Raw genomic sequence first — 24,779 nt, 5'->3', positions numbered from 1 at the left:
GTTCGCTTCCCGTTCTCAGTCCCAGCGGCCGGTACGGCCCAGGAGCAGCGCCGCCGCGGCGGTTCCCGCGGTCGATGTGCGCAGCACGCTACGCCCGAGAACGTAAGCCTTGGCCCCCGCCTCCTGGAAGACCGCCAACTCCTCGGTGGACACGCCGCCTTCGGGGCCGACGACCAGCACGATCTCGCCCTCGGTGGGGAGTTGGGCGGTGGCGAGCGGTTCGCTGACGGTCTCGAAGTCGGAGTGGAGCACGGCGGCGAAGTCGGCGCGCGCGAGAAGTTCGGCCACCTGCTTGGTCGTTGCCGCGTCCGCGACCTCGGGGAAGCGGACCCGGCGGGACTGCTTGCCGGCCTCGCGGGCGGTGGCCCGCCACTTGCCGAGCGCCTTCAGCCCACGCTCGCCCTTCCACTGGGTGATGCAGCGCGAGGCCGCCCACGGCACGATGGCGTCGACGCCGACCTCGGTCATGGTCTCCACGGCGAGTTCGCCGCGGTCGCCCTTGGGCAGCGCCTGGACGACGGTGATGCGCGGGGACTCGACCGGCTCCTCGCAGACCTCGCGCAGGTCGACGACGAGCCGGTCCTTGCCCTCGGTGCCGGTCACCTCGCACTCCGCCCAGCGCCCGGCGCCGTCGGTGAGGACGACGGCCTCCCCGGGCTGCAGCCGCTTCACGGAGACCGCGTGCCGCCCCTCGGGGCCGTCGAGGACGTACGGTCCGGCGGCGCCCTCGGGGAGGTGTTCGACGACGAAGACGGGAGCGGTCATCGGGCACCGCCTCCGGCCGTCAACGCCGTCTGAGCGGCGGCGAGTTCACCGGCGAGCACATGGACCAGCTGTCCGGCGGGCAGGTCGCGGGCCAGCCGGTGGCCCTGCCCCGCCCACAGCGCCATGCCCTGCGCGTCGCCGGCCTTGGCGGCGGCCTTGCGCAGCGGCGAGGTGAGGTGGTGGATCTCGGGGTAGGCGGCGGGGGCGTACCGGCCGTGCTCGCGCAGGAACCGGTTCACCAGGCCGCGGGCCGGGCGGCCGGAGAAGGCCCGGGTCAACTCGGTACGGGCGAACAGGGGGTTGGTGAGCGCCTGCTTGTGCAGGTCGCTGGCGCCGGACTCGGGAGTGGCGAGGAACGCGGTGCCGAGCTGGGCGGCGCTCGCGCCCGCCGCGAGGACGGCCGCTATCTGGCTGCCGCGCATGATGCCGCCGGCGGCGACGACGGGGATGTCCACGGTCTCGCGGATCTGGGCGACGAGGGAGAGCAGCCCGATGCCGATGCCGGCGCCGTCGTTCTCCGGGTGGTCGCGGTGGGTGCCCTGGTGGCCGCCGGCCTCCACGCCCTGGGCGATCACGGCGTCGGCGCCGGAGCGCCGTACCGCGAGGGCCTCCTCGACCGTGGTCGCTGCGGCCAGGACGAAGGTGCCGACGCGGTGCAGGGAGTCGACGACCTCGCGGCTCGGGACGCCGAAGTGGAAGGAGACCACCGGCACCGGGTTGTCGAGGAGCACGGCCAGCTTGACCTCGTAGCCGTCGTCGCGGCCGCTGTCCGGGTCGCCGAGCTCGGTCCCGTACCAGGCGGCCTCGCCGGACAGCTGGTGGGCGTAGACGCCCACCGAGGCGGCGTCGGCGTACTCCGGCTGCGGCATGAACAGGTTGACCCCGAAGGGGCGGCCCGTGAGCCCTCGCAGCTGCTTGATCTCCTGGTACATACCGTCGGCGGTCTTGTACCCCGCGGCGAGGAACCCGAGGCCGCCCGCCTCGGACACGGCGGCGGCGAGCCGCGGGACGGAGACGCCGCCCGCCATCGGGGCCTGCACGATCGGATGAGGGAAGAGATCGGTCAGTGCGGAGGACATGACGGCATGTTGTCACGTCCTCCGAACAAGTCCGAATCGGGCCGTCCCTTGGCACAGACCCCTGTCGGGCGGGGCGGATCAGCGCCCGTTGAAGGCGTCCTTCAGCCGCGAGAACAGCCCCTGCCGACCCGGCTGACTGTGCCTGCCCGGGGAGCGACCCCCGGACCCCCGGCCGCACCGGCCGCTCGCATCAGCGACCGTTGAACGCATCCTTCAAGCGCGAGAACAGCCCCTGCTGACCCGGCTGGAACTGGCCCTGGGGCCGCTCCTCGCCGCGCAGCTTGGACAGCTCGCGCAGGACGCGCTCCTGCTCGGGGTCGAGCTTGGTCGGGGTCTGGACCTCGACGTGGACGATGAGGTCGCCCCGGCCGCCGCCGCGCAGGTGCGTGATGCCCCGGCCGTGCAGCGGGATCGACTGGCCGGACTGGGTGCCGGGCCGGATGTCGACCTCCTCCATGCCGTCCAGCGTCTCCAACGGCACCTTGGTGCCGAGGGCCGCCGCCGTCATCGGGATCGTGACCGTGCAGTGCAGGTCGTCGCCGCGCCGCTGGAAGGTCGAGTGCGGCAGCTCGTGGATCTCGACGTACAGGTCGCCGGCCGGACCGCCGCCCGGCCCGACCTCGCCCTCACCGGCGAGCTGGATGCGGGTGCCGTTGTCGACACCGGCCGGGATCTTGACGGTCAGGGTCCGACGCGAGCGGACCCGGCCGTCGCCGGCGCACTCCGGGCACGGCGTGGGGACGACCGTGCCGAAGCCCTGGCACTGCGGGCACGGGCGCGAGGTCATGACCTGGCCCAGGAAGGACCGGGTGACCTGCGACACCTCGCCGCGGCCGCGGCACATGTCACATGTCTGGGCGGTCGTGCCCGGCGCGGCGCCCTCACCGTTGCAGGTGTTGCAGACGACCGCCGTGTCGACCTGGATGTCCTTCGTCGTGCCGAAGGCCGCCTCGTCGAGTTCGACCTCCAGCCGGATCATCGCGTCCTGGCCCCGGCGGGTGCGCGAGCGCGGCCCGCGCTGCGACGCCGTGCCGAAGAACGCGTCCATGATGTCCGAGAAGTTGCCGAAGCCCCCGGCTCCGAAGCCACCCGCACCCGCGCCCGCACCGGCTCCGCCGGCCTGCGAGAGCGGGTCGCCGCCGAGGTCGTAGACCTGCTTCTTCTGCGGGTCCGACAACACCTCATAAGCGGCGTTGATCTCCTTGAACCGCTCCTGGGTCTTCGGATCCGGGTTGACGTCCGGGTGCAGCTCGCGGGCGAGCCTACGGAAGGCCTTCTTGATCTCATCCTGCGACGCGTCGCGACGCACGCCGAGAACGGCGTAGAAGTCCGTGGCCACTTACGACTCCGCCAGGATCTGTCCGACGTACCGTGCCACTGCGCGTACCGCTCCCATCGTTCCCGGGTAATCCATGCGGGTCGGTCCGACCACGCCGAGCTTGGCGACTGCCTCGCCGCCCGAACCGTAGCCCACCGACACCACCGAGGTGGAGTTGAGTCCCTCGTAAGCATTCTCGTGCCCGATGCGCACGGTCATGCCCGAATCCCCGGCCTCTCCAAGCAACTTGAGGAGCACGACCTGCTCCTCCAGCGCCTCGAGCACCGGACGGATGGTGAGGGGGAAGTCATGTCCGAAGCGGGTCAGATTGGCGGTACCGCCGATCATCAGCCGCTCCTCGTTCTCCTCGGCCAGTGTCTCCAACAGGGTGGAGAGCACCGCCGAGACCGTACCGCGATCCTCGACCTCGAAGGCATCCGGCAGGTCCTCCACGAGACGGGGGACGTCCGTGAAGCGCCGGCCCGCGACCCGGCTGTTGAGCCGGGCCCGCAGATCCGCCAGGGTCGCATCACCGCAGGGCGCCGGGCAGTCAACCATCCGCTGCTCGACCCGGCCGGTGTCCGTGATCAGCACGAGCATCACCCGCGCGGGCGCGAGGGACAGCAGCTCCACGTGCCGCACGGTCGAGCGGGTCAGGGAGGGGTACTGCACGACGGCGACCTGCCGGGTGAGCTGCGCGAGCAGCCGTACCGTACGGGCCACGACGTCGTCGAGGTCCACGGCCCCGTCGAGGAAGTTCTGGATCGCGCGCCGCTCGGGCCCGCTCATCGGCTTGACGCCCGCGAGCTTGTCGACGAACAGCCGGTAGCCCTTGTCGGTGGGGATGCGCCCGGCGCTGGTGTGCGGCTGGGCGATGAACCCCTCGTCCTCCAGGGCTGCCATGTCGTTGCGGACGGTGGCCGGGGACACCCCGAGCCGGTGCCGCTCGGTGAGCGCCTTCGAGCCCACGGGCTCCTCGGTGCCGACGTAGTCCTGGACGATGGCGCGCAACACTTGGAGTCTGCGTTCGCTCAGCATCGCGCTCACCTCCGGAAGTCGTCGTCCCCGTTGCCTGTCACCTGGCACTCTGTGCATACGAGTGCCAACGTTCCCCGGCCAAGTGTACGGCCGAGGGGTACGGCACAGGCAAGGCCGGTCGTCGCAGCGCCACGCCCGGTACGGGGCTCACCGCTAGCGTCGCGGTATGACGGTGACTTGGGAAGAGGCCGGGTGGGAGCGGGTGGCCACGGGGGTCGGCCGGTGCCGCCTGCCCGGCTGGGACTGCACGGCGGGGCTGGTGCTCGGCGAGGGCTCGGCGCTCGTCGTGGACGCGGGATCGAGCCTCGCGGAGGGGGCGCGGATCCGCGCGCGGGCGCAGGAACTGGCCGGCCATCGTGTGACCCATCTCGCTCTCACGCATCCCCACTTCGACCACGTCTTCGGCGCGGCGGCGTTCCCGGACGCGGAGGTGTTCGCGGCGGTGGGCATGGACACGGCGTTCGCGTACGAGCGCGAGGAGCTGCGCCGGGACGCGATCCGGGGCGGCCTTCCGGCCCCTCACGCGGAGGAGGCGGCCGCCGCCCTCGCCCCGCCCCGCCACCTGGTCTCCGGCGAGTGGACGCTGGACCTGGGCGGCGGCCGCCAGGCGCTGCTGGCGAACGTGGGCCCGGGGCACACGGCGTACGACCTGGCGATCCTGGTCCCGGGAGCGGCTCCGGGCGACCGGGAGGTCGTCTTCTGCGGCGACCTGGTCGAGGAGTCCGGGGAGCCGCAGGCGGGCCCCGACGCCGTACCGTCGCAGTGGCCCGCGGCCCTGGACCGGCTGCTGGCCCTGGGCGGCGAGGACGCGCTGTACGTACCCGGTCACGGAGCGGTGGTGGACGCGGAGTTCGTGCGCGGGCAGCGCGACGAGCTGGCGGCGCGTTTCGGCGTGTCGCCATGATCACCCAGGCGCTTCTCCTATCGTCATCCGAATGCGCCCGCCCGTCTCCGGCCACCACCCTTCCAACGAGGGCCCTTCGGGCCCGCGCCTCCGTCCGTATTCCTCCGACCTGACCCCGCCATGGAAGAGGCCGAAACCCGTCCCTGAGGTCCCGGCGGAGCCCGGCCTGGTGGTGGAGGAGCCCGGCACCGGTTTCTGCGGCGCGGTGATCCGCTGCGAGGCGGGCACGGTGACCCTGGAGGACCGCTTCGGCAAGCACCGCGTGTTCCCGCTGGCGCCGCGGGGCTTCCTCCTGGAGGGGCGCGTGGTGACCCTGGTGCGTCCGTCGTCCTCGGCTCCGCCACGTCCCGCCCGTACGGCCTCCGGTTCGGTCGCCGTCCCCGGCGCCCGGGCACGCGTGGCCCGCGCCGGGCGCATCTACGTCGAGGGCCGGCACGACGCGGAACTGGTCGAGAAGGTGTGGGGCGACGACCTGCGCATCGAGGGCGTGGTCGTGGAGTACCTGGAGGGCGTCGACGACCTGCCGTCGATCGTGGCCGACTTCGCACCGGGTCCGGACGCACGGCTGGGCGTCCTGGTGGACCACCTGGTGCCGGGCACGAAGGAGTGGCGCATCGCGCAGTCGGTGACGACCGAGCACGCGCTGGTGGTGGGCCACCCGTACATCGACATCTGGGAGGCGGTGAAGCCGTCGTCCCTGGGCATCACGGGCTGGCCGCGGGTGCCGCACGGTCAGGACTGGAAGACGGGGGTGTGCCGGGCGCTGGAGTGGCCGGAGAACACGGGGGCGGCCTGGCAGGGGATTCTGGGGCGGGTGGGGTCTTACAAGGATCTGGAGCCGGAACTTCTGGGGCGGGTGGAGGAGTTGATCGATTTCGTTACGGATAGCGGTGGGGCTTGACGCCGGGGAACGTTCCGAAGTCCCCGGTGTCCAGTTCGAGCCCCAGAACCTCCAGCGGGAGCGGGTCACCGAACTTCGTGACCTGTTGCACCTGGTAGTCGGCGCGCTCTCCCTCTCCGACGGGCTTCGTCAACAGGACGCACTGGGCCATGATCGGGTCGACGATGAGGTAGGCGGGCACTTTGCCGGCAGCATAGATCGACCGCTTGACTTCGTAGTCTCGCGCGACACTGGTCTTGGAGACGACCTCAACGACCATCGTGATCAGCGAGCACGGCAGAAGTCGGCCTGAACCTGGCATGGCTTCGCGCTCCAAGACCACCAAGTCCGGCACCGGCTCGCTGGCCTCGTCGAGGATGTCGACGTCCTGGGTCTGGAGACGGGCCCATCGTTTGCGCGGAATCTGGTCCAACACCTCTTCGACGATCACGTTGTGCACCAGATCAGGGCTGGCCATCATCACGATTTCCCCCCGGAGAAGCTCGACTTTGACACCCTCGGGAGGCTCGAGCTCCTCGAACAACTTGGTCATCCCGCGCTCGTCCACAGCGGTCATCTCCGTGACCCTCCATATCCGCCGCGTACTGTCGGCGGCAGCCTACGAATCAGGTTAGGGACCGAACCGGCGTTCCGCACGGATTCACCCGCCGGAGTGATCAGTCCACCAAGTCCCTGACCACGGCGTCCGCCAACAACCGCCCCCGCAGCGTCAGCACCGCGCGGCCCTCGCCGTACGGCTTCTCCTGCAGAAGCCCCTCCGACAGTGCCCGGCGCGACGCCGCGAGGCCGTCGGGGCGCAGCAGCTCCAACGGCACCCCCTCCCGCAGGCGCAGCTCCAGCAGGATGCGCTCGACCCTGCGGTCCTCCTCCGAGAGGAGCTCGCGGCCCGCGCCCGGGGAGCGGCCGGAGGCCAGCGCCGCCGCGTACGCGCCCGGATGCTTCACGTTCCACCAGCGCACCCCGCCGACGTGGCTGTGCGCGCCGGGCCCCGCGCCCCACCAGTCGGCGCCGCGCCAGTAGAGCTCGTTGTGGAGGCAGCGGCCCTCGGTCGACGTGGCCCAGTTCGACACCTCGTACCAGTCGAAGCCCGCCGCCGACAGCCGGTCCTCCGCGATCAGGTAGCGGTCCGCGTGGACGTCGTCGTCCGTCATCGGGACCTCGCCCCGGCGGATGCGGCGGGCGAGCTGGGTGCCCTCCTCGACGATGAGCGCGTACGCGCTGATGTGGTCGGGGCCCGCGCCCAGCGCCGCGTCCAGGGAGGCGCGCCAGTCGTCGTCCGACTCGCCCGGGGTGCCGTAGATCAGGTCGAGGTTGACGTGCTCGAAGCCGGCCGCGCGCGCCTCTGCCACGCATGCCTCGGGACGCCCCGGCGTGTGGGTGCGGTCCAGCACGCGCAGCACGTGCTGCTTCGCGCTCTGCATGCCGAAGGAGATGCGGTTGAAGCCGCCCTGCCGCAGGGTCTCCAGGTAGGCGGGGTCGACCGACTCCGGGTTCGCCTCCGTCGTGATCTCGGCGTCGGCCGCCAGGCCGAACTCGTCGCGGATCGCCGCCAGCATCCGTACGAGGTCCGCGGCGGGAAGCAGGGTGGGCGTGCCGCCGCCGACGAAGACCGTGCGGGCCTCGCGCGGGTCGTCGCCCAGCACCTTGCGGGCCAGGCGGATCTCGTCGGTCAGCGTGTCCGCGTAGTTCTCGCGGGAGGCGAGCACGCCGCCGGTGCCGCGCAGCTCGGTGGCGGTGTAGGTGTTGAAGTCGCAGTAGCCGCAGCGGGTCGCGCAGTACGGGACGTGGAGGTAGAACCCGAGAGGTCGGTCGGCGGCCCCGGCGAGCGCGGACGCGGGCAGCGTGCCGTCGGCGGGTACGGGCTCGCCGTCGGGGAGAGCGGAAGGCATGCCTTCATTGTCCAGCACCGGCGGGGAAGCTCCGGAGCGCGTCACTCGGCCTGCAGCACCAGCAGCGCCAGGTCGTCCTCCGGCGGCCGTCCGCCGAACTCGTGCACCAGCCGTCTGATCCGCTCCGCGATCAGCTCGGCGCTCAGTCCCACGCACCCGGCGAGCGCCTGCGCCAGCCCGTCCCCGTCGTCGAACTGGCGGGAGCCGGAGCGCCGCTCGGTCACCCCGTCGGTGACGCACAGCAGGCTGTCGCCCGGCCCCAGCTCGATGGTCTCGCTGGTGTACGTCGCGTCCTCGACGACCCCGAGCAGGGTCTGCGGCTGCGCGGCCGTGCGGACCTCGCCGTCGGGTCCGAGGACCAGCGGCAACGGGTGACCGGCGGAGGCGAGGGTGCAGCGGACGCCGCCGTCGAAGGGGACCAGTTCGCCGTAGAGCAGGGAGAGGAAGCGGGTCTGGGGACCGTCGCCGGGGGCCACGGCACGACCGCCCGCGGCCACCAGCGCGCGGGCCGCCGCGTCCGCCGCCTCGGTCGCGTCGTCGAGGAGGAGCTGGTTGAGGCGGTCGAGGACGTCGGCGACGCGGTAGCCGTCGCGGGCGAGCAGGCGCAGCCAGGGGCGGGCGAGCCCGATCACCACGGCCGCCTCCGGGCCCTTGCCCTGCACGTCGCCGACGGCGAAGCACCAGCGGCCGTCGCCGGCCGGGAACAGGTCGTAGAAGTCGCCGCTGGGGCCGCCCTTGTCGCACGGCTCGTAGACGAGCGCGCTGCGCAGCCCGGGGATCTCGGCGACCGCGCCGGGCAGCAGCCCGCGTTGCAGCACGGCGCTGATGGTGGCCTGGCGCTCGTACTGGCGGGCGGCGCCGATGGCGAGGGCGACCCGGCGGCCGAGGTCCTCGACGAGCCCGGTGATCTCGTCGGGGAAGCACGGCAGCCCGCACCGCCCGATGACCAGTGTGCCCAGCGGCCGGCCGCCCGCGATCAGCCGGTAGGCGAGCGCGGCGCCGTGCGCGCCGCCCGGGCCGAGCGCCTCGCCCGGCCAGGGGTACGGCTCGGGTCCGGACCGCAGTGCGTCGTCCCGCGGGCACGGCGGGTCCTTCTCCAGGGCCCGGCGCAGTTCCTCCATGCGGTTCTCGCTGCCGTGCCAGACCCGGGCCAGCCGCGGCCCGGCCCCTCCGGTCCCGTCGCCCCAGCCGCCCCCGTTCCCGGCCCGGCGCCCGGTCGACTCGTCCTCCAGCCACACCGCGCACCAGTCGGCGAGCCGCGGCACGATCAGCTGCCCGGTGAGGGCGGCGACCAGGTTCTCGTCGAGCTGTCCGGCGAGCAGGTCGGAGGCCTCGGCCAGGAAGGACAGCGCGCCCCGGCCCAGCCAGTCCCGGTCGCGCTCGGCGCGATGCGGGTCCCACCGGTCGGGCGCGGCGGAGAGCGGCGGCGGCTCCGGTGCGAGGATCTCGGCGACGTGCAGCCCGCGCTCCGGGGCGCGCTCGCCGGCGTACGCCGCGATCTCGCCGGAGGCCGCGCTCCCCTCGGCCGGCAGCCGCGCCCACACCGTCTTCGCGCCGGTGCGGTAGGTGACGCCCCAGCTCTCGGCGAGCGCGGCGACCAGGCGCAGGCCGCGCCCGTACTCCGGCGTCTCGTACGGCGTCCCGGTGCCGTGCTCGCGTGCTGTCTCGTACGGCCTCTCCGTGCCGTGGTCGCGCGGGGCGCGCGAGGGGTGGTGGTCGCAGACCTCGATGACGAGCGCCCCGGTGTCCTCCAAGTGGCAGACCAGATCGAGGTCGGTGCCGGCGTGCACGACGGCGTTGGTGACGAGTTCGCTGACGACGATCATCGCGTCGTCGGCCAGCCGCTCCCCGCCCACCAGCCCGAGGCGCGCCCAGTCGGCGAACGCGGCGCGCATCAGCGCCCGCGCGGAGCTGGGCGCGAGCGGGCTCCCGGGCAGCGTCGTACACACCTCGGGCCGCTGCTCCGCGGCCCCGCCCACAGGCGCGGCGTGGTTCTCCGCGGCCCCGCCCGCGGGCGGATCACCGTTCCCCGCGACCCGGTGCGCAGGCGCATCACAGGCACGGGAAACGGTCTCCCGTTGCGTGGGTATGGCCCCCATGGCCGGCTCCCCGAGCAGTTCGGACGAATAGGCCTCCGTCGGTCCGGACAGAGTGACAGACTGGCCGCGCCCATAAGCGCCGAGTTACCGAAGTGGGCCACCATGAGTGAGAACCGTGCACCGCGCGTGCTCGAATACGGACAGAAACCGGAGCAAATCCGAGCATCCGAACTGCGTGCTCTCCTCGCCGCGATGACCGCCGCGCGGGACGGCGACTTCACCAAGGCGCCGGAGACCGGGCAGGGCATCGCCGCCGAACTCACCGCGGTCTTCAACCAGATCATGGACCGGAGCCTGCACTTCAACACGGAGGTGCAGCGCGTGAAGCGGGAACTGGTCCGGCACGGCCGGCTCGACGAGCGGCTCTCGGCCAGCCCCGGACAGGGCGCGTGGACGTCCCGGGTCAACGACGTCAACCAGGTGCTCGACGCCCTGGTCGCCCCGGCGGCCAACGCCACGCGCGTGCTCGACGCGGTCGCCGGCGGCGATCTGACCCAGCGGGTCGATCTGCACGACGGCAGCCGCCAGTTACGCGGCGACCTGCGGCGGCTCGGCCGGACCGTGAACAAGATGGTCGACCAGCTGTCCCTGTTCACGGGTGAGGTGACCCAGGTCGCCCGCGAGGTCGGCACCGAGGGGCGGCTCGGCGGACGGGCCAAGGTGCAGGGCCTGTCGGGCAGTTGGCGGGACGTGACCGAGGCGGTCAACACGATGGCGTCCCGGCTGACCGCACAGGTCCGTGACATCGCCCTGGTGACCACGGCGGTGGCCCGCGGCGACCTGACCCGCACGGTGACGGTCGAGGCGACCGGCGAGCTGCTCGAACTGAAGCTCACCGTGAACACCATGGTCGACCAGCTCTCCGCCTTCGCCGACGAGGTGACCCGCGTCGCCCGCGAGGTCGGCACCGAGGGGCAGTTGGGCGGCCGGGCCCAGGTACGGGGTGTGAGCGGCGTCTGGAAGGACCTCACGGACAACGTCAACTTCATGGCGTCGAACCTGACCTCACAGGTACGGAACATCGCCCAGGTGACCACCGCCGTCGCCAACGGCGACCTCAGTCAGAAGATCACGGTCGACGCCCAGGGCGAGATCCTGGAGCTGAAGTCGACCATCAACACCATGGTCGACCAGCTCTCCGCCTTCGCCGACGAGGTGACGAGGGTCGCCCGCGAGGTCGGCACCGACGGCAACCTCGGCGGCCGGGCCCAGGTGCGGGGCGTCTCCGGTGTCTGGAAGGACCTCACCGACAACGTCAACTACATGGCGGACAACCTGACTTCCCAGGTCCGCAACATCGCGCTCGTCTCCACCGCCGTGGCCCAGGGCGACCTCGGCAAGAAGATCACGGTGGAGGCGAAGGGCGAGATCCTGGAGCTGAAGACCACCATCAACACCATGGTCGACCAGCTCTCCGCCTTCGCCGACGAGGTCACCCGCGTCGCCCGCGAGGTCGGCACCGAGGGCAACCTCGGCGGCCAGGCGCAGGTGCGCGGCGTGAGCGGTGTCTGGAAGGACCTCACGGACAACGTCAACTTCATGGCGCTGAACCTGACGTCGCAGGTCCGCAACATCGCCCAGGTGACCACCGCCGTCGCCAACGGCAACCTGTCCAAGAAGATCACGGTCGACGCCCGCGGCGAGATCCTGGAGCTGAAGGACACCGTCAACACGATGGTGGAGCAGCTGCGCGCCTTCGCCGACGAGGTGACGAGGGTCGCCCGCGAGGTCGGCACCGACGGCAACCTCGGCGGCCAGGCACAGGTGCGCGGCGTGAGCGGCGTCTGGCGCGACCTGACCGACAACGTCAACTACATGGCGGACAACCTCACTTCGCAGGTCCGCAACATCGCCCAGGTGGCGACGGCCGTCGCCCAGGGCGACCTGTCGAAGAAGATCGACGTGGACGCCCGCGGCGAGATCCTGGAGCTGAAGACCACCATCAACACCATGGTCGACACGCTGTCGTCCTTCTCCTCCGAGGTGACCCGTGTCGCCCGCGAGGTCGGCTCGGAGGGCCGGCTCGGCGGCCAGGCCCGGGTCGAGGGCGTGTACGGCACCTGGAAGCGCCTGACGACGAACGTGAACGAGCTCGCGCTCAACCTCACCACCCAGGTCCGCGCGATCGCCGAGGTCGCCTCCGCCGTGGCCCAGGGCGACATGTCCCGCTCGATCACCGTGGAGACGCAGGGCGAGGTCGCCGAGCTGAAGGACAACATCAACCTGATGGTGGCCAACCTGCGTGAGACGACCCGCGCGAAGGACTGGCTGGAGTCCAACCTGGCCCGTCTGGCTGCCCTGATGCAGGGCCACCGCGACCTGATGGAGGTCGCCGACCTGATCCTGCGCGAGCTGACCCCGCTGGTGAACGCCCAGTACGGCGCCTTCTTCCTGGCCGACCCGGACGAGGAGGGCTCGTCCCTGCGTACGCCCGTGCCCGCCAAGGGCCTGGCCTACATCGCGGGGTACGGCTCGGCGCAGGGCGCGACGGTCGAGACGGGCGGCCTTCCCGTGCACGGCCTGGTCCGCCAGGCGGCCCGCGAGAAGAAGCGGATCCTGGTGGAGGAGGCCCCGCCGGACTACATCAGGATCTACAGCGGGCTGGGGGAAGCGGCCCCCACCACGATCGTGATCATCCCGATCCTCTTCGAGGACAAGCTGCTCGGCGTGATCGAGCTGGCGTCCTTCTCCCGCTTCTCCGACGTGCACCTGGCGTTCTTCGACCAGTTCGTGAACACGATCGGCGTCGCGATCAACACCATCATCGCCAACTCCCGTACGGAGTCCCTGCTCGGCGAGTCCCAGCGGCTGGCCATGCAGCTCCAGGAGCGCTCGGACGAACTCCAGAAGCAGCAGGCCGAGTTGCAGCGCTCCAACGCCGAACTGGAGGAGAAGGCGGCCCTGCTGGCCACCTCGTCCCAGTACAAGTCGGAGTTCCTGGCGAACATGTCGCACGAGCTGCGGACGCCGCTGAACTCACTGCTGATCCTGGCGAGACTGCTCTCGGACAACGCGGACGGCCGGCTCTCCGACCAGGAGGTGCAGTTCGCGACCACGATCCACCGCTCGGGCTCGGACCTGCTCCAGCTGATCAACGACATCCTGGACCTGTCGAAGATCGAGGCCGGCCGGATGGACGTACGCCCGAAGAGGCTGCCGCTGATCAAGCTCCTCGACTACGTCCACGCCACCTTCCGCCCGCTCACCCTGGACCGGGGCCTCGCCTTCGAGGTGACGGTCGGCGACGACGTACCGCGCGAGATGTACTCGGACGAGCAGCGGCTGCAGCAGATCCTGCGCAACCTGCTCTCCAACGCGATCAAGTTCACCGCGACGGGCCGGGTGGAGCTGCGGGTGAGCCGGGTGAAGGACCCGGAGCACCGTCTGGTCCGCGACAGCGACGAGGTGATCGCCTTCCAGGTCTCGGACACGGGCATCGGGATCGCCCGCGAGAAACTCCCGGTGATCTTCGAGGCGTTCCAGCAGGCCGACGGCACCACCAACCGCAAGTACGGAGGCACCGGCCTCGGCCTGTTCATCAGCCGGGAGATCGCGGGCCTGCTGGGCGGCAGGATCGTCGCGGAGAGCGAGACCGGCAAGGGGTCCACGTTCACGCTGTACGTCCCCGTCGCGAGCCCCGGGCACACGGCGACCGGTCCGACCGCACAGGAGCGCATGCCGGCCCTGCCGCAGCAGCTGTCGTCCGAGCCGTTCCCGGCCGCCCACGACGCGGACGACTCCTGGCCGGCGCCCATCAAGCTGGAGGCGTGGAAGGCGGGCCGGGCGGGGCAGGTGCTGCCCGGACGGCGGGTGCTCATCGTGGACGACGACATCCGCAACGTGTTCGCGCTCACCCATGTCCTGGGCCGCGTCGGCATGCCCGTCCTGTACGCGGAGAACGGCCGCGAGGGCATCGAGACGCTGGAGCGCAACCCGGACGTCGAGCTGGTCCTGATGGACATCATGATGCCCGAGTTGGACGGCTACGAGACCATCGCCGCCATCCGCCGCGCCCCGCGCTGGGCGGGCCTGCCGATCGTCGCGCTGACGGCGAAGGCGATGCCCGGTGACCGGGAGAAGTCCATCGCGGGCGGCGCCAACGACTACGTGCCCAAGCCGGTGGACGTCGACCGGCTGCTGACGGTCGTCTGCGCCCTCCTCGACCCGGAGAGCGCGCAGGAATGGGAGCCGGGTGCGGTCGAACCGGCCGCGGAGGAAGAGACCGAGTGAGGCACCGTCACCATGAGCGCTGAGGCAACGACCGAGGGGCACGCCGGCATACTCCTGGTCGACGACATGGAGGACAACCTGACGGCCCTGGAGGCCGTCCTGGGGTCCCTCAACGAGCCGATCGTACGGGCGCGTTCGGGCGAGGAGGCGATGAAGGCGCTGCTGCGTCAGCGCTTCGCCGTGGTCCTCCTCGACATCCGGATGCCGGGCATGGACGGCTTCGAGACCGCCGCGAACATCAAACGGCTCGACCAGACCAAGGACGTCCCGATCATCTTCCTCACGGGTACGGAGGAGAAGTCCGGCTACGCCTTCCGCGGCTACGCGACAGGAGCCGCGGACTTCCTGACCAAGCCGTTCGACCCCTGGGTCCTGCGGGCGAAGGTCAACGTGTTCCTGGAACTCCACCGACTGCGCACGCAGGTACGGGAGTTACGGCGACTGATGGACAAGGGACACGTGTCCTGACCCGAAGGGGCGCGGGGAACTGCGCGACCGGCCATGGCACGGCCGCAGCCGACAACGGACCGCAGTTCCCCCGCCCTTCCCGCGGAGCGCTACGCTCTATGCCTCACGGCTTCCCGCGTACATCTCGTCGATGAGCCCCTTGTACGCCCGCTCCACGACCGGCCGCTTCAGCTTCAGGCTCGGCGTGATCTCGCCGTGCTCGACGTCGAGGTCACGCGGCAGGAGCCGGAACTTCTTGATGGTCTGCCAGCGCTGGAGCCCCTCGTTGAGCTGCTGGACGTAGCCGTCGATCAGCTCGACCGTGGCGGGCGCGGCCACGACCTCGGCGTACGACTTGCCGCCCAGGCCGTTCTCCTCGGCCCACGCCAGGATCGAGGGCTCGTCGAGCGCGATGAGGGCCGTGCAGAAGTTCCGGTCGGCGCCGTGCACGAGGATGTTGGAGACGTACGGGCACACCGCCTTGAACTGCCCCTCGACCTCGGCGGGCGCGATGTACTTGCCGCCGGACGTCTTGATGAGGTCCTTCTTGCGGTCGGTGATGCGCAGATAGCCGTCGGGGGACAGCTCACCGATGTCGCCGGTGTGGAACCAGCCGTCCGACTCCAGGACCTCGGCGGTCTTCTCGGGCAGCCCGTGGTAGCCCTCCATGATGCCGGGGCCGCGCAGCAGGATCTCGCCGTCGTCCGCGATGCGCACCTCGGTGCCGGGTACCGGCTTGCCGACCGTGCCGGTGCGGTAGGCCTCGCCGGGGTTGACGAAGGAGGCCGCGGAGGACTCGGTCAGGCCGTAGCCCTCGAGGATGTGGATGCCGGCGCCCGCGAAGAAGTAGCCGATCTCGGGGGCGAGGGCGGCGGAGCCGGAGACGCAGGCGCGCAGGTTGCCGCCGAACGCCTCACGGATCTTGGCGAAGACGAGCGCGTCGGCGACCTTGTGCTTGGCGCCGAGCGAGAACGGCACGGCGTGGGTGCCGGTGCGGCGGAAGTTGTCCTGCGAGACCTTGGCGTACTCGCGCGCGACCCCGGCCGCCCACTGGAAGATCTTGTACTTGGCGCCGCCGCCGGCCCGCGCCTTGGCCGCGACCCCGTTGTAGACCTTCTCGAAGATGCGCGGCACGGCCGCCATGTACGTCGGCTGGACGACCGGCAGGTTCTCGATGATCTTGTCGACGCGGCCGTCGACGGCGGTGACGTGGCCGACCTCGATCTGGCCGGAGATGAGCACCTTGCCGAAGACGTGCGCCAACGGCAGCCACAGGTACTGCACGTCCTCGCCGCCGACCAGCCCGGTCGCGGCGATCGCCTTCGCCATGTACGACCAGTTGTCGTGCGGCAGGCGTACGCCCTTGGGGCGGCCGGTGGTGCCCGAGGTGTAGATCAGGGTGGCGAGCTGGTCCTTCGTGAGCGCGGCCACCCGCTCCTTGATCAGCTCGGGGTTCTTCTCCAGGTAGGCGCCGCCGCGCTGCTCCAGCTCGGCGAGCGTGAGCACCCAGTCGTCGGTGTCTACGCCGGCCGGGTCGATGACGACCACATGGCTGAGGCCGGGCAGCTCGTCGCGCTTCTCTCGCGCCTTGGCGACCTGGGCCGCGTCCTCCGCGATCAGCACGCGGCTCTCGGAGTCGGAGAGGATGAACGCCGACTCGTCGGCGTTGGTCTGCGGGTACACGGTCGTGGTGGCCGCGCCCGCGCACAGGATGCCGAGGTCGGCGAGGATCCACTCGACCCGGGTCGAGGAGGCGAGCGCGACGCGCTGCTCGGGCCGAACGCCCAGTTCGATGAGGCCCGCGGCGATCGCGAAGACCCGCTGGGCGGCCTCGGCCCAGGTCAGCGACTTCCAGTCGTCCGCGCCCTGGCCCGAAGCGGGCGGTACGGGGTAGCGGTAGGCCTCGGCGTCCGGGGTGGCCGCAACGCGGTCCAGGAAGAGGGCCGCCACGGACGGCGGACGGTTCTCGATCAGTGTCTGTGTGTCGCTCACGACATCCTCCGGGGCCCCGCGGCAGTGCGGCTGGCTCAGTGCGTCTGGGTTCTGTCACGGGTTGGGGCTCGGGAGACGGACCGCGAGGTTGTTTAACCCGTGAGTAACTATCGAGCAGAGATCAGACTAGAGCCCCACCCGCCCGCGCGTAAGGGGCGGCGGACTGTCAGTTTCTACAGAGAGCGACGCTACGCACGCGTAGGGGCCCGCCGCGCTTTCGCACGACGGACCCCTCTTGCGCCTGTTTTGACGGACTGACCGGAAGCAGCCGCCGGTTACTTCTTGCCCTTGCCCGACCCCGCACTGTCATCACTGGACAGGACGGCGATGAAGGCCTCTTGCGGAACCTCCACGGAACCCACCATCTTCATCCGCTTCTTGCCCTCCTTCTGCTTCTCCAGCAGCTTCCGCTTACGGGAGATGTCACCGCCGTAGCACTTGGCGAGGACGTCCTTGCGGATGGCACGGATGGTCTCGCGGGCGATGACCCGGGAGCCGATGGCGGCCTGGACCGGCACCTCGAAGGCCTGCCGCGGGATCAGCTCCTTGAGCTTGGCGACGAGCCGCACGCCGTACGCGTACGCCTGGTCCTTGTGGGTGATCGCCGAGAAGGCGTCCACCTTGTCGCCGTGCAGCAGGATGTCGACCTTGACCAGGCTGGAGGTCTGCTCGCCGGTGGGCTCGTAGTCGAGGGAGGCGTAGCCGCGGGTCTTGGACTTCAGCTGGTCGAAGAAGTCGAAGACGATCTCGGCGAGCGGAAGCGTGTACCGGATCTCGACCCGGTCCTCGGACAGGTAGTCCATGCCGAGGAGCACACCGCGCCGGGTCTGGCACAGCTCCATGATCGACCCGATGAACTCGCTCGGCGCCAGGATGGTGGCGCGCACGACCGGCTCGTACACCTCGCCGATCTTCCCCTCGGGGAACTCGCTCGGGTTGGTGACGACATGCTCGCCGCCGTCCTCCATCACCACGCGGTAGACCACGTTCGGCGCGGTGGCGATCAGGTCGAGCCCGAACTCGCGCTCCAGCCGCTCGCGGACCACGTCCAGGTGGAGCAGGCCGAGGAAGCCGACGCGGAAGCCGAAGCCGAGGGCCGCGGAGGTCTCCGGCTCGTAGACGAGCGCGGCGTCGTTGAGCTGGAGCTTGTCGAGGGCCTCGCGCAGGTCCGGGTAGTCGGAGCCGTCGAGCGGATACAGACCCGAGAAGACCATGGGCTTCGGGTCCTTGTATCCGCCCAGGGGCTCCTCGGCGCCCTTGGACTGGCTGGTGATCGTGTCACCGACCTTGGACTGGCGGACGTCCTTCACGCCGGTGATGAGGTAGCCCACCTCACCGACGCCGAGGCCGTCGGCCGGCAGCATCTCCGGCGAGTTGGTGCCGATCTCCAGGAGCTCGTGGGTGGCGCCCGTGGACATCATCTTGATCCGCTCACGCTTGTTGAGCTGACCGTCGACGACACGGACGTACGTCACGACGCCGCGGTAGGAGTCGTAGACCGAGTCGAAGATCATCGCGCGGGCCGGGGCGTCCTTGACGCCGACCGGGTGCGGGATCCGCTCGACGACCCGGTCGAGGAGGGCCTCGACGCCCATGCCCGTCTTGGCGGACACCTTGAGCACGTCGTCCGGGTCGCACCCGATGAGGTTCGCCAGTTCCTCGGAGAACTTCTCCGGCTGCGCGGCCGGCAGGTCGATCTTGTTCAGCACCGGAATGATCGCGAGGTCGTTCTCCATCGCCAGGTAGAGGTTGGCGAGGGTCTGCGCCTCGATGCCCTGGGCGGCGTCGACGAGGAGGACGGTCCCCTCGCAGGCGGCTAGCGACCGCGAGACCTCGTACGTGAAGTCGACGTGCCCGGGGGTGTCGATCATGTTGAGGATGTGGGTGTTACCCGGATCGTGGGTGGGAGCCCACGGCAGACGCACCGCCTGGGACTTGATCGTGATGCCACGCTCACGCTCGATGTCCATGCGGTCGAGGTACTGAGCACGCATCTGCCGCTGCTCGACGACGCCGGTCAGCTGGAGCATCCGGTCGGCGAGCGTGGACTTGCCATGGTCGATGTGCGCGATGATGCAGAAATTGCGGATCAGAGCCGGGTCGGTACGGCTCGGCTCGGGCACATTGTTAGGGATCGCGGGCACGCAGGGTCCTGTCTCTTGAGGCGCCTTATGCCTCGGGTCGGATCGATACGTAGTCTCCATGGTCCCACGGGCAGCGACCGGGAACCGTTTTGGGCCGCCTGCAGGGCCGCTGGTACTGTAGATGGCTGTGCCTCATGCCCTCTCAGCACGAGGCGCGCGAGAAGATTCAGTAATTTTCGAAAATCCCGGCACGGAGCCGTGCGGCCCCGTGCCTGAACCTGAAAAGGCTCATTCGTGGCGAACATCAAGTCCCAGATCAAGCGGATCAAGACCAACGAGAAGGCTCGGCTGCGCAACAAGGCCGTCAAGTCCTCCCTGAAGACCGCGATCCGCAAGGCCCGCGAGGCCGCTGCCGCGGGTGACGTCGAGAAGGCCACCGAGCACCAGCGCGCTGCCGCGCGTCAGCTCGACAAGGCCGTCTCGAAGGGCGTCATCCACAAGAACCAGGCCGCCAACAAGAAGTCGGCCCTGGCTTCCAAGGTCACCTCCCTCAAGGGCTGAGTCGGCTGGGCCCGCACGGGCTCATCCCCTGACTTGACCGCCGGAAGGACCCAGAGCGGGCCCTCTCTCATCCGCTCCCGTCCGGCACCCCATGATCCGCGCGCGGCCTGCGTTCGCCACGCGGGCGCGGATCCCACAGCTTGACCCGGAACCCCCGCACCTTCCCTTCCCCAGGGTGGGCGGCGGGGGTTCTGGCGTTCTCGGGTCTGTCTCTTTTCCCCGGACGGCGGGACTCCCGTTACGCCCTGCCCCTGGAGCGAGCCGCCCGCGCGATCGTGACCACGGCCTTCTCCAGGGCGTACTCGGGGTCGTCCCCGCCCCCCTTCACCCCCGCATCCGCCTCGGCCACGGCCCGCAACGCGACGGCGACCCCGTCCGGCGTCCACCCCCGCATCTGCTGCCGCACCCGGTCGATCTTCCACGGCGGCATCCCCAGCTCCCGCGCGAGATCGGCGGGCCGCCCTCCACGCGCGGACGACAGCTTGCCGATCGCCCGAACCCCCTGGGCCAGCGCGCTGGTGATGAGCACCGGCGCCACCCCGGTCGCCAGCGACCACCTGAGCGCCTCCAGCGCCTCCGCCGTACGCCCCTCGACCGCCCGGTCGGCGACCGTGAAGCTCGATGCCTCGGCCCGGCCGGTGTAGTACCGCCCGACGACCGACTCGTCGATCGTCCCCTCGACATCGGCGACCAACTGCGCCACCGCGGACGCCAGCTCCCGCAGATCGCTCCCGATCGCATCGACCAGCGTCTGGCACGCCTCGGGCGTGGCCGACCGGCCGAACCCACGGAACTCGCCGCGCACGAAGGCCAGCCGGTCCGCCGGCTTGGTCATCTTCGGGCAGGCCACCTCCCGCGCCCCCGCCTTGCGCGCCGCATCCAGCAGCCCCTTGCCCTTGGCGCCGCCCGCGTGCAGCAGCACCAGGGTGATCTCCTCGGCGGGCGCCCCGAGATACGCCTTCACGTCCTTGACCGTGTCGGCCGACAGATCCTGCGCGTTGCGTACGACCACGACCTTGCGCTCCGCGAAGAGCGAGGGGCTGGTCAGCTCGGCAAGGGTGCCGGGCTGCAGCTGGTCCGGTGTCAGGTCACGTACGTCCGTGTCGGCGTCGGCGGCCTTGGCGGCGGCCACCACCTCCCGCACGGCACGGTCGAGCAGGAGGTCCTCCTGGCCCACGGCAAGCGTCACCGGGGCGAGAGGGTCGTCGTTAGCAGTCTTCCTGGCCATCGTGACAAGCATCCCACGCGGCACTGACATCGAACGGCGCCGCGGGACGGCCACCGCACCGGGCCGAAGCACAGCCGCCCCGGCCGCCCCGCAGAGCCACGGTCACGGCTCCTCGCGCCACCCGTCCCACTCCCCCGCGAGCGCGTCCAGCTCCACGGGATCCAGCGCTTCCTCCGCGTCCCGCAGAACGACGAGCCACTGCGCGTCCTCGGCATCGTCCTCACCGGCCAGCGCGTCCCGGACGAGCCGTGGCTCCTCGACGATCCCGAAGCGCTCACCGAGCGCGTCCGCCACCTCCTCGGCGGCATCGCGGTCGGGCAGTACCAGCACGTGTCTCACATCGCTCACGTGCACCATTCTCCGGCACCTGACGGGTGCCGAGGGGCGAGGGGGCCGGTGGCACGAGGGGCTGGAGGGTCGGGAGGGTCGTGAGGGATCGAGAAGAGCGACTGGTTCGTTCCCTCACTCCCGCGCAGCCACCCGCAGCTCCGCCCCCGTCCCCGTGACCGCCAGCGCGCCGTCCTCGTCCGTGCGCAGCACCACCGCCCCTCCGGCCCGGAGCGCGGACACGGTGCCGGGTGCCGGGTGGCCGTACGGGTTGTCCGCACCGCATGAGATGAGTGCCAACCGCGGGGCCACGAGGCGTATCAGCGCCGGATCCTGGTAGGCCGAGCCATGATGGGCGACCTTCAGGACGTCCACGCCGCCCAATTCGGCCACCTGCGGCGATCTCAACAGCGCCTGCTGGGCCGGGGGTTCCAGGTCTCCGAGCAACAGCAGCCGCAGCCCGGCCGACCGGACGAGCAGCGTGACGCTCGCGTCGTTGGGGTCGTCCGGAGCGGGAGCGCTTGGCGGAGGCCACAGCACCTGCCACGAGAGCGCACCCGCGCGTCGCCGCTCCCCGCCGACCGCTTGAGTGAGCGGGATGTGTCCGGCAGCCGCCTCCCTCCGTACGAACTCGACCTGGTCCGCGGGCTCTTCGAAGGACGTCGTCTCGATCGCGCCCACCGAGCGCCCGCGCAGCACGCCGGGCAGCCCCGCGACATGGTCGGCGTGGAAGTGGGTCAGGACGACGAGCGGGATCCTGGTGATGCCGAGCTCCCGCAGACAGTGGTCGACGAGGGCCGGGTCCGGTCCGGCGTCCACGACCACGCCGCTGCCCTCACCCGCCGCGAGCACCGTCGCATCGCCCTGCCCCACGTCGCACACCGCGTATCGCCAGCCCGGCGGCGGCCAGCCCGTGATCACCCGGGTCAGCGGTGCCGGCCGCATCACCAGCAGCAGGAGCAGCACCCCGCAGGCCGCGCACCACCACGGGTGCCGCAGCAGTCGCCGTCCGACGAGCACGACCACCACCGTGGCCCCGGCGAGGAGCAGCGCCCCCAGCCAGTTCCCCGGCCAGTCCACTCCCCCGCCGGGCAGCGCGGCCCCGGCCCGGGCGACACCCGCGATCCAACCGGCCGGCCAACTCGCGCACCGGGCGAGGACCTTGGCCACGGGCATCGCCACCGGCGCCGTCACCAGGGCCGCGAACCCCAGCACGGTGGCCGGGGCGACCGCGACCTCGGCGAGCAGGTTGCAGGGCACCGCCACCAGGCTCACGCGCGCCGACAGCACGGCGACGACCGGCGCGCACACGGCCTGCGCCGCGGCAGCCGCGCCCAGCGCCTCCGCCAGCCGTAGAGGCATTCCGTGCCGTCGCAGCGCCGCGCTCCACCCCGGCGCGAGCACCAGCAGCGCGCCGGTGGCCAGCACGGAGAGCAGGAACCCGTAACCACGGGCCAGCCAGGGGTCGTACAGCACCAGCAGCAGGACGGCCGTCGCCAGGGCCGGAATCAGTGATCTGCGGCGTCCTGTCGCCAGGGCGAGCAGTGCGACGGCCCCGCAGGCCGCGGCCCGCAGCACGCTCGGGTCCGGTCTGCACACGACGACGAATCCGAGCGTCAGCACCGCCGCGAGCAGTGCGGTGGTCCGGAGCGAGATGCCCAGGCGCGGGGCGAGCCCACGGCGCTCGACGTGCTGGGCCAGGCCGGGCGGTCCGAGGAGCAGGGCCAGCAGGACGGTGAGGTTGCTGCCGGAGACGGCGAGCGTGTGCGCCAGGTCCGTCTCCTTGAAGGCCTCGTCCAGCTCGGGCGTGATCCGCGACGTGTCCCCGACGACGAGGCCGGGAAGCAGCGCCCGCGCATCCGAGGGCAAGCCGTCGGTCGCCACGCGCAGCCCGGCCCGTAACCGCCCCGCCAGCCGCTGCGGCGCGCTCGGCCCGGCCACGGCCTCGGGAACCCGCTGCCGCGTGACACGCGCCACGGCCGCGATCCGGTCCCCGTCCGTCATCGCGGGCGCCAGCCGCACGCTGACCCTCAGCCGCGTGGAGGGCAGCATCCCGAGCCACGCCGAACGCCCGCTTCCCGCAGGCCCGCCGGCGCCCTTACCCGGTGCCGGGACATCCGCGCCGACCATCATCAGCACCGGTGTCCGCGTGCCGGTCACCGTCCCGTCGGATGCCTCGACGCGTCGCACCTCGGCGCGGACCAGGACGGTGACCGGGGCCGCGTGATCGCCCCGGACGCGCGGTCTGCTGAGCCAGGGGTCGGACTCCAGCTCGACCTCCGCGGTCACGGTGGCGTACTGGCGTGCCAGTGCCGGCACCGGTCCACGACGCACGTCCGCCCCGTGCAGCCCGGCGGACACGGCGGCCGCGGCGACGCAGAGCAGCACGGCGGCGGCCGAGGCGTCGACCGGTCGGGTGAACCACCGCGCCGGGAACCGGGCACGGGCAGCCCGTACCAGGGGACGCCCCAGGAGCAGGGGACGGCCCAGGAGCAGGGGACGGCCCAGGAGCAGGGGACGGCCCAGGAGCAGGGCGGCTGCGGTGATCAGGCAGCCGACGGCGACACCGATCGCCCACGGCGGTGAGGCGTCCAACGCCACCGCCGCCGTCGCCCAGGCCGCCAGAGCCGGCGGCACGAGGCGCAGGTCCGTCGGTCCCTCCTGGCGTGGGTGGGCGACCCCCAGCCGGTTCCCGGAGTCGGCGTGCACGGCTCGGCGGGAGGCCGTGCTCGCGGGCGAGGCACCGTCGGACAGGTGGCTCATGGCCGCACCAGGTTCCGCAGGTCGGCGAAGCGCCGGTCGCCGATGCCGTTGACCTGGCGCAGTTCGTCGACGGATCGGTAACCGCCGTGCTCGGTGCGGTAGTCGATGATGTGCTGGGCCAGCACGGGGCCGACTCCGGGCAGGGTGTCGAGCTGGTCCGCGGTGGCCGTGTTGAGGGAGATCGGGGTCGCGGGTCCGCCCGCCGCGCCGCTGGAGCCGCCCGCCGAGCCGGATCCGCTCACGCCTCCGGCGCCGGGCATCGGTGCCGGTGCGGGGGCGCCGACGACGACCTGTTCGCCGTCCATGAGGACACGGGCGCGGTTGAGGCCCTCGATGCCGGTGCCCGGACGCACCCCGCCCGCCGCCCGCAGGGCGTCGGCCACCCGCGAACCGGCCGGAAGCCGATGAATGCCCGGGTTCCGCACCTTGCCGCTGACGTCCACCACGATCTGCGCTCCCGCCGCCCCCGGAGCACTCCCGGCCGTCGTCCCGGCCGTCCCAGCCGTCGCGCCCGAGCCGCCCGGGGTACCGGCGGCATCGGCTCCCGTCGCACCGTCGCCGGTGTGCTCCCCTCCCCCGGCTCCGTCGTCCGCTCCGAACGGCGCCTGTGCCCGCACGACTTGCGGCGCGCGTACGGGCTGGGTGCGGCCGGACCAGAAGTGCTGCACGGCGAACACGGCGGCGACGGCGAGCAGCACCGCGAGCGCGACCACGCCCCGCCGCTCCATGCCACACCTGACCTGCAGCCACACCGGCATCCGCTCACGCAGGGCGGTCCCGAGACGTTCCCTCCAGCCCGGTCCGTCCTCGGCGAAATCCCCAGGGGACACGGCCCGTTCAGGTGTCTGCGTGCCGTCTCGGACACGGATCTCGCCGACGCCCTCCTCGGAGAGGTTCTCCGGCGCCGCATCCGCACGCCTCCGCGACTCCGGCGGTCCATGCCCCGACTCCCGGCGTTCTCCGGCTCGTTCACCGAAGAGCAGTTCCGCGCGGCGGCGCAGTTCGTCCGCCGGTGTGTGCCGGTTCCGGGCGCGGCGGCGGGAGGGTGGTGGGGTGCGGCGGCGGTGGGCCGTACGGCCGTCGGAGGCGGGGGCACGGCCCGGGCCGCTGGTCGCTGTGGCTGTGCGTGTGTGTGATCGAAGTGCCATGCGACG

General features: G+C 71.5%; 17 protein-coding genes and 1 pseudogene. 5 read left to right on the top strand and 13 right to left on the bottom strand.

The genetic code is table 11. The features are described 5' to 3' along the window. Positions 1-15: 15 nt before the first annotated feature. From ABZ910_RS09580 to hrcA, 4 genes are all read right to left on the bottom strand, one after another. The gene (locus tag ABZ910_RS09580; protein WP_361361320.1) at positions 16-765 is read right to left on the bottom strand and encodes a 16S rRNA (uracil(1498)-N(3))-methyltransferase; all 750 of its coding nucleotides are present in this window, start codon (positions 763-765) and stop codon (positions 16-18) included. Continuing rightward, on the bottom strand, positions 762-1,844 hold the full coding sequence (locus ABZ910_RS09575) for a nitronate monooxygenase (protein WP_361361318.1): 1,083 nt from the start codon (positions 1,842-1,844) through the stop codon (positions 762-764). Before ABZ910_RS09575 ends, ABZ910_RS09580 begins: the two co-directional genes overlap by 4 nt. Positions 1,845-2,034: 190 nt before the next feature. Next, the gene (dnaJ, locus tag ABZ910_RS09570; RefSeq protein ID WP_361361316.1) at positions 2,035-3,183 is read right to left on the bottom strand and encodes a molecular chaperone DnaJ; all 1,149 of its coding nucleotides are present in this window, start codon (positions 3,181-3,183) and stop codon (positions 2,035-2,037) included. Then, on the bottom strand, positions 3,184-4,200 hold the full coding sequence (hrcA, locus tag ABZ910_RS09565; RefSeq protein WP_361361314.1) for a heat-inducible transcriptional repressor HrcA: 1,017 nt from the start codon (positions 4,198-4,200) through the stop codon (positions 3,184-3,186). It lies immediately after the preceding gene. A gap of 166 nt (positions 4,201-4,366) precedes the next feature. Between hrcA and ABZ910_RS09560 the strand changes: the two genes are divergently transcribed. Together ABZ910_RS09560 and ABZ910_RS09555 are read left to right on the top strand one after the other, a co-directional pair. Continuing rightward, entirely contained in the window at positions 4,367-5,104 is a 738-nt protein-coding gene (locus ABZ910_RS09560) for an MBL fold metallo-hydrolase (protein ID WP_361361312.1), read from the top strand. 31 nt (positions 5,105-5,135) lie between these two features. Then, on the top strand, positions 5,136-6,005 hold the full coding sequence (locus ABZ910_RS09555; protein WP_361361310.1) for a DUF3097 domain-containing protein: 870 nt from the start codon (positions 5,136-5,138) through the stop codon (positions 6,003-6,005). On the opposite strand, the gene ABZ910_RS09550 is transcribed toward ABZ910_RS09555, so the two are convergent. From ABZ910_RS09550 to ABZ910_RS09540, 3 genes are all read right to left on the bottom strand, one after another. Continuing rightward, entirely contained in the window at positions 5,983-6,561 is a 579-nt protein-coding gene (locus ABZ910_RS09550) for a Uma2 family endonuclease (protein ID WP_361361308.1), read from the bottom strand. The genes ABZ910_RS09555 and ABZ910_RS09550 overlap by 23 nt on opposite strands. Positions 6,562-6,661: 100 nt before the next feature. Then, positions 6,662-7,894 (bottom strand): radical SAM family heme chaperone HemW, encoded by a 1,233-nt coding sequence (gene hemW, locus ABZ910_RS09545; RefSeq protein WP_361361306.1) that lies wholly within the window; start codon positions 7,892-7,894, stop codon positions 6,662-6,664. 41 nt (positions 7,895-7,935) lie between these two features. Next, positions 7,936-9,993, bottom strand: coding sequence for a SpoIIE family protein phosphatase (locus tag ABZ910_RS09540; RefSeq protein ID WP_361361304.1), 2,058 nt, complete (start codon positions 9,991-9,993; stop codon positions 7,936-7,938). A 102-nt stretch (positions 9,994-10,095) separates the two neighbouring features. Between ABZ910_RS09540 and ABZ910_RS09535 the strand changes: the two genes are divergently transcribed. Together ABZ910_RS09535 and ABZ910_RS09530 are read left to right on the top strand one after the other, a co-directional pair. Beyond that, complete coding sequence (locus ABZ910_RS09535; protein ID WP_361361302.1) at positions 10,096-14,223, top strand: HAMP domain-containing protein; 4,128 nt, start codon at positions 10,096-10,098, stop codon at positions 14,221-14,223. A 12-nt stretch (positions 14,224-14,235) separates the two neighbouring features. Beyond that, a pseudogene (locus tag ABZ910_RS09530) lies at positions 14,236-14,676 on the top strand (response regulator); the annotation flags it as partial. Positions 14,677-14,787: 111 nt separating this feature from the next. Here ABZ910_RS09530 and ABZ910_RS09525 read toward each other — a convergent pair. Next, entirely contained in the window at positions 14,788-16,662 is a 1,875-nt protein-coding gene (locus ABZ910_RS09525; protein WP_361361300.1) for an AMP-dependent synthetase/ligase, read from the bottom strand. A 275-nt stretch (positions 16,663-16,937) separates the two neighbouring features. Then, positions 16,938-18,806, bottom strand: a complete 1,869-nt coding sequence (gene lepA, locus ABZ910_RS09520) for a translation elongation factor 4 (RefSeq protein WP_361361298.1) — start codon at positions 18,804-18,806, stop codon at positions 16,938-16,940. Positions 18,807-19,040: 234 nt separating this feature from the next. Between lepA and rpsT the strand changes: the two genes are divergently transcribed. Beyond that, the gene (gene rpsT, locus ABZ910_RS09515; protein ID WP_361361296.1) at positions 19,041-19,307 is read left to right on the top strand and encodes a 30S ribosomal protein S20; all 267 of its coding nucleotides are present in this window, start codon (positions 19,041-19,043) and stop codon (positions 19,305-19,307) included. Positions 19,308-19,545: 238 nt separating this feature from the next. Here the strand turns inward: rpsT and holA are convergent, their stop codons facing one another. The 4 genes from holA to ABZ910_RS09495 form a co-directional block, all read right to left on the bottom strand. Continuing rightward, a complete protein-coding gene (gene holA, locus ABZ910_RS09510) occupies positions 19,546-20,535 on the bottom strand; it encodes a DNA polymerase III subunit delta (protein WP_361361294.1) in 990 nt (329 codons plus the stop codon). Positions 20,536-20,637: 102 nt separating this feature from the next. Continuing rightward, the gene (locus tag ABZ910_RS09505) at positions 20,638-20,883 is read right to left on the bottom strand and encodes a hypothetical protein (protein WP_361361293.1); all 246 of its coding nucleotides are present in this window, start codon (positions 20,881-20,883) and stop codon (positions 20,638-20,640) included. A 114-nt stretch (positions 20,884-20,997) separates the two neighbouring features. Then, positions 20,998-23,625, bottom strand: coding sequence for a ComEC/Rec2 family competence protein (locus ABZ910_RS09500; RefSeq protein ID WP_361361291.1), 2,628 nt, complete (start codon positions 23,623-23,625; stop codon positions 20,998-21,000). Beyond that, the gene (locus ABZ910_RS09495) at positions 23,622-24,773 is read right to left on the bottom strand and encodes a ComEA family DNA-binding protein (protein WP_361361289.1); all 1,152 of its coding nucleotides are present in this window, start codon (positions 24,771-24,773) and stop codon (positions 23,622-23,624) included. The genes ABZ910_RS09500 and ABZ910_RS09495 overlap by 4 nt, the downstream gene beginning before the upstream one ends. Between the last annotated feature and the right edge of the window lie 6 nt (positions 24,774-24,779).

The organism is Streptomyces sp. NPDC046805 (assembly GCF_040645355.1).
Lineage (GTDB): Bacteria > Actinomycetota > Actinomycetes > Streptomycetales > Streptomycetaceae > Streptomyces.
Note: the sequence above shows the minus strand (reverse complement) of the source record. Positions and strands in the feature narration are given on the sequence as shown.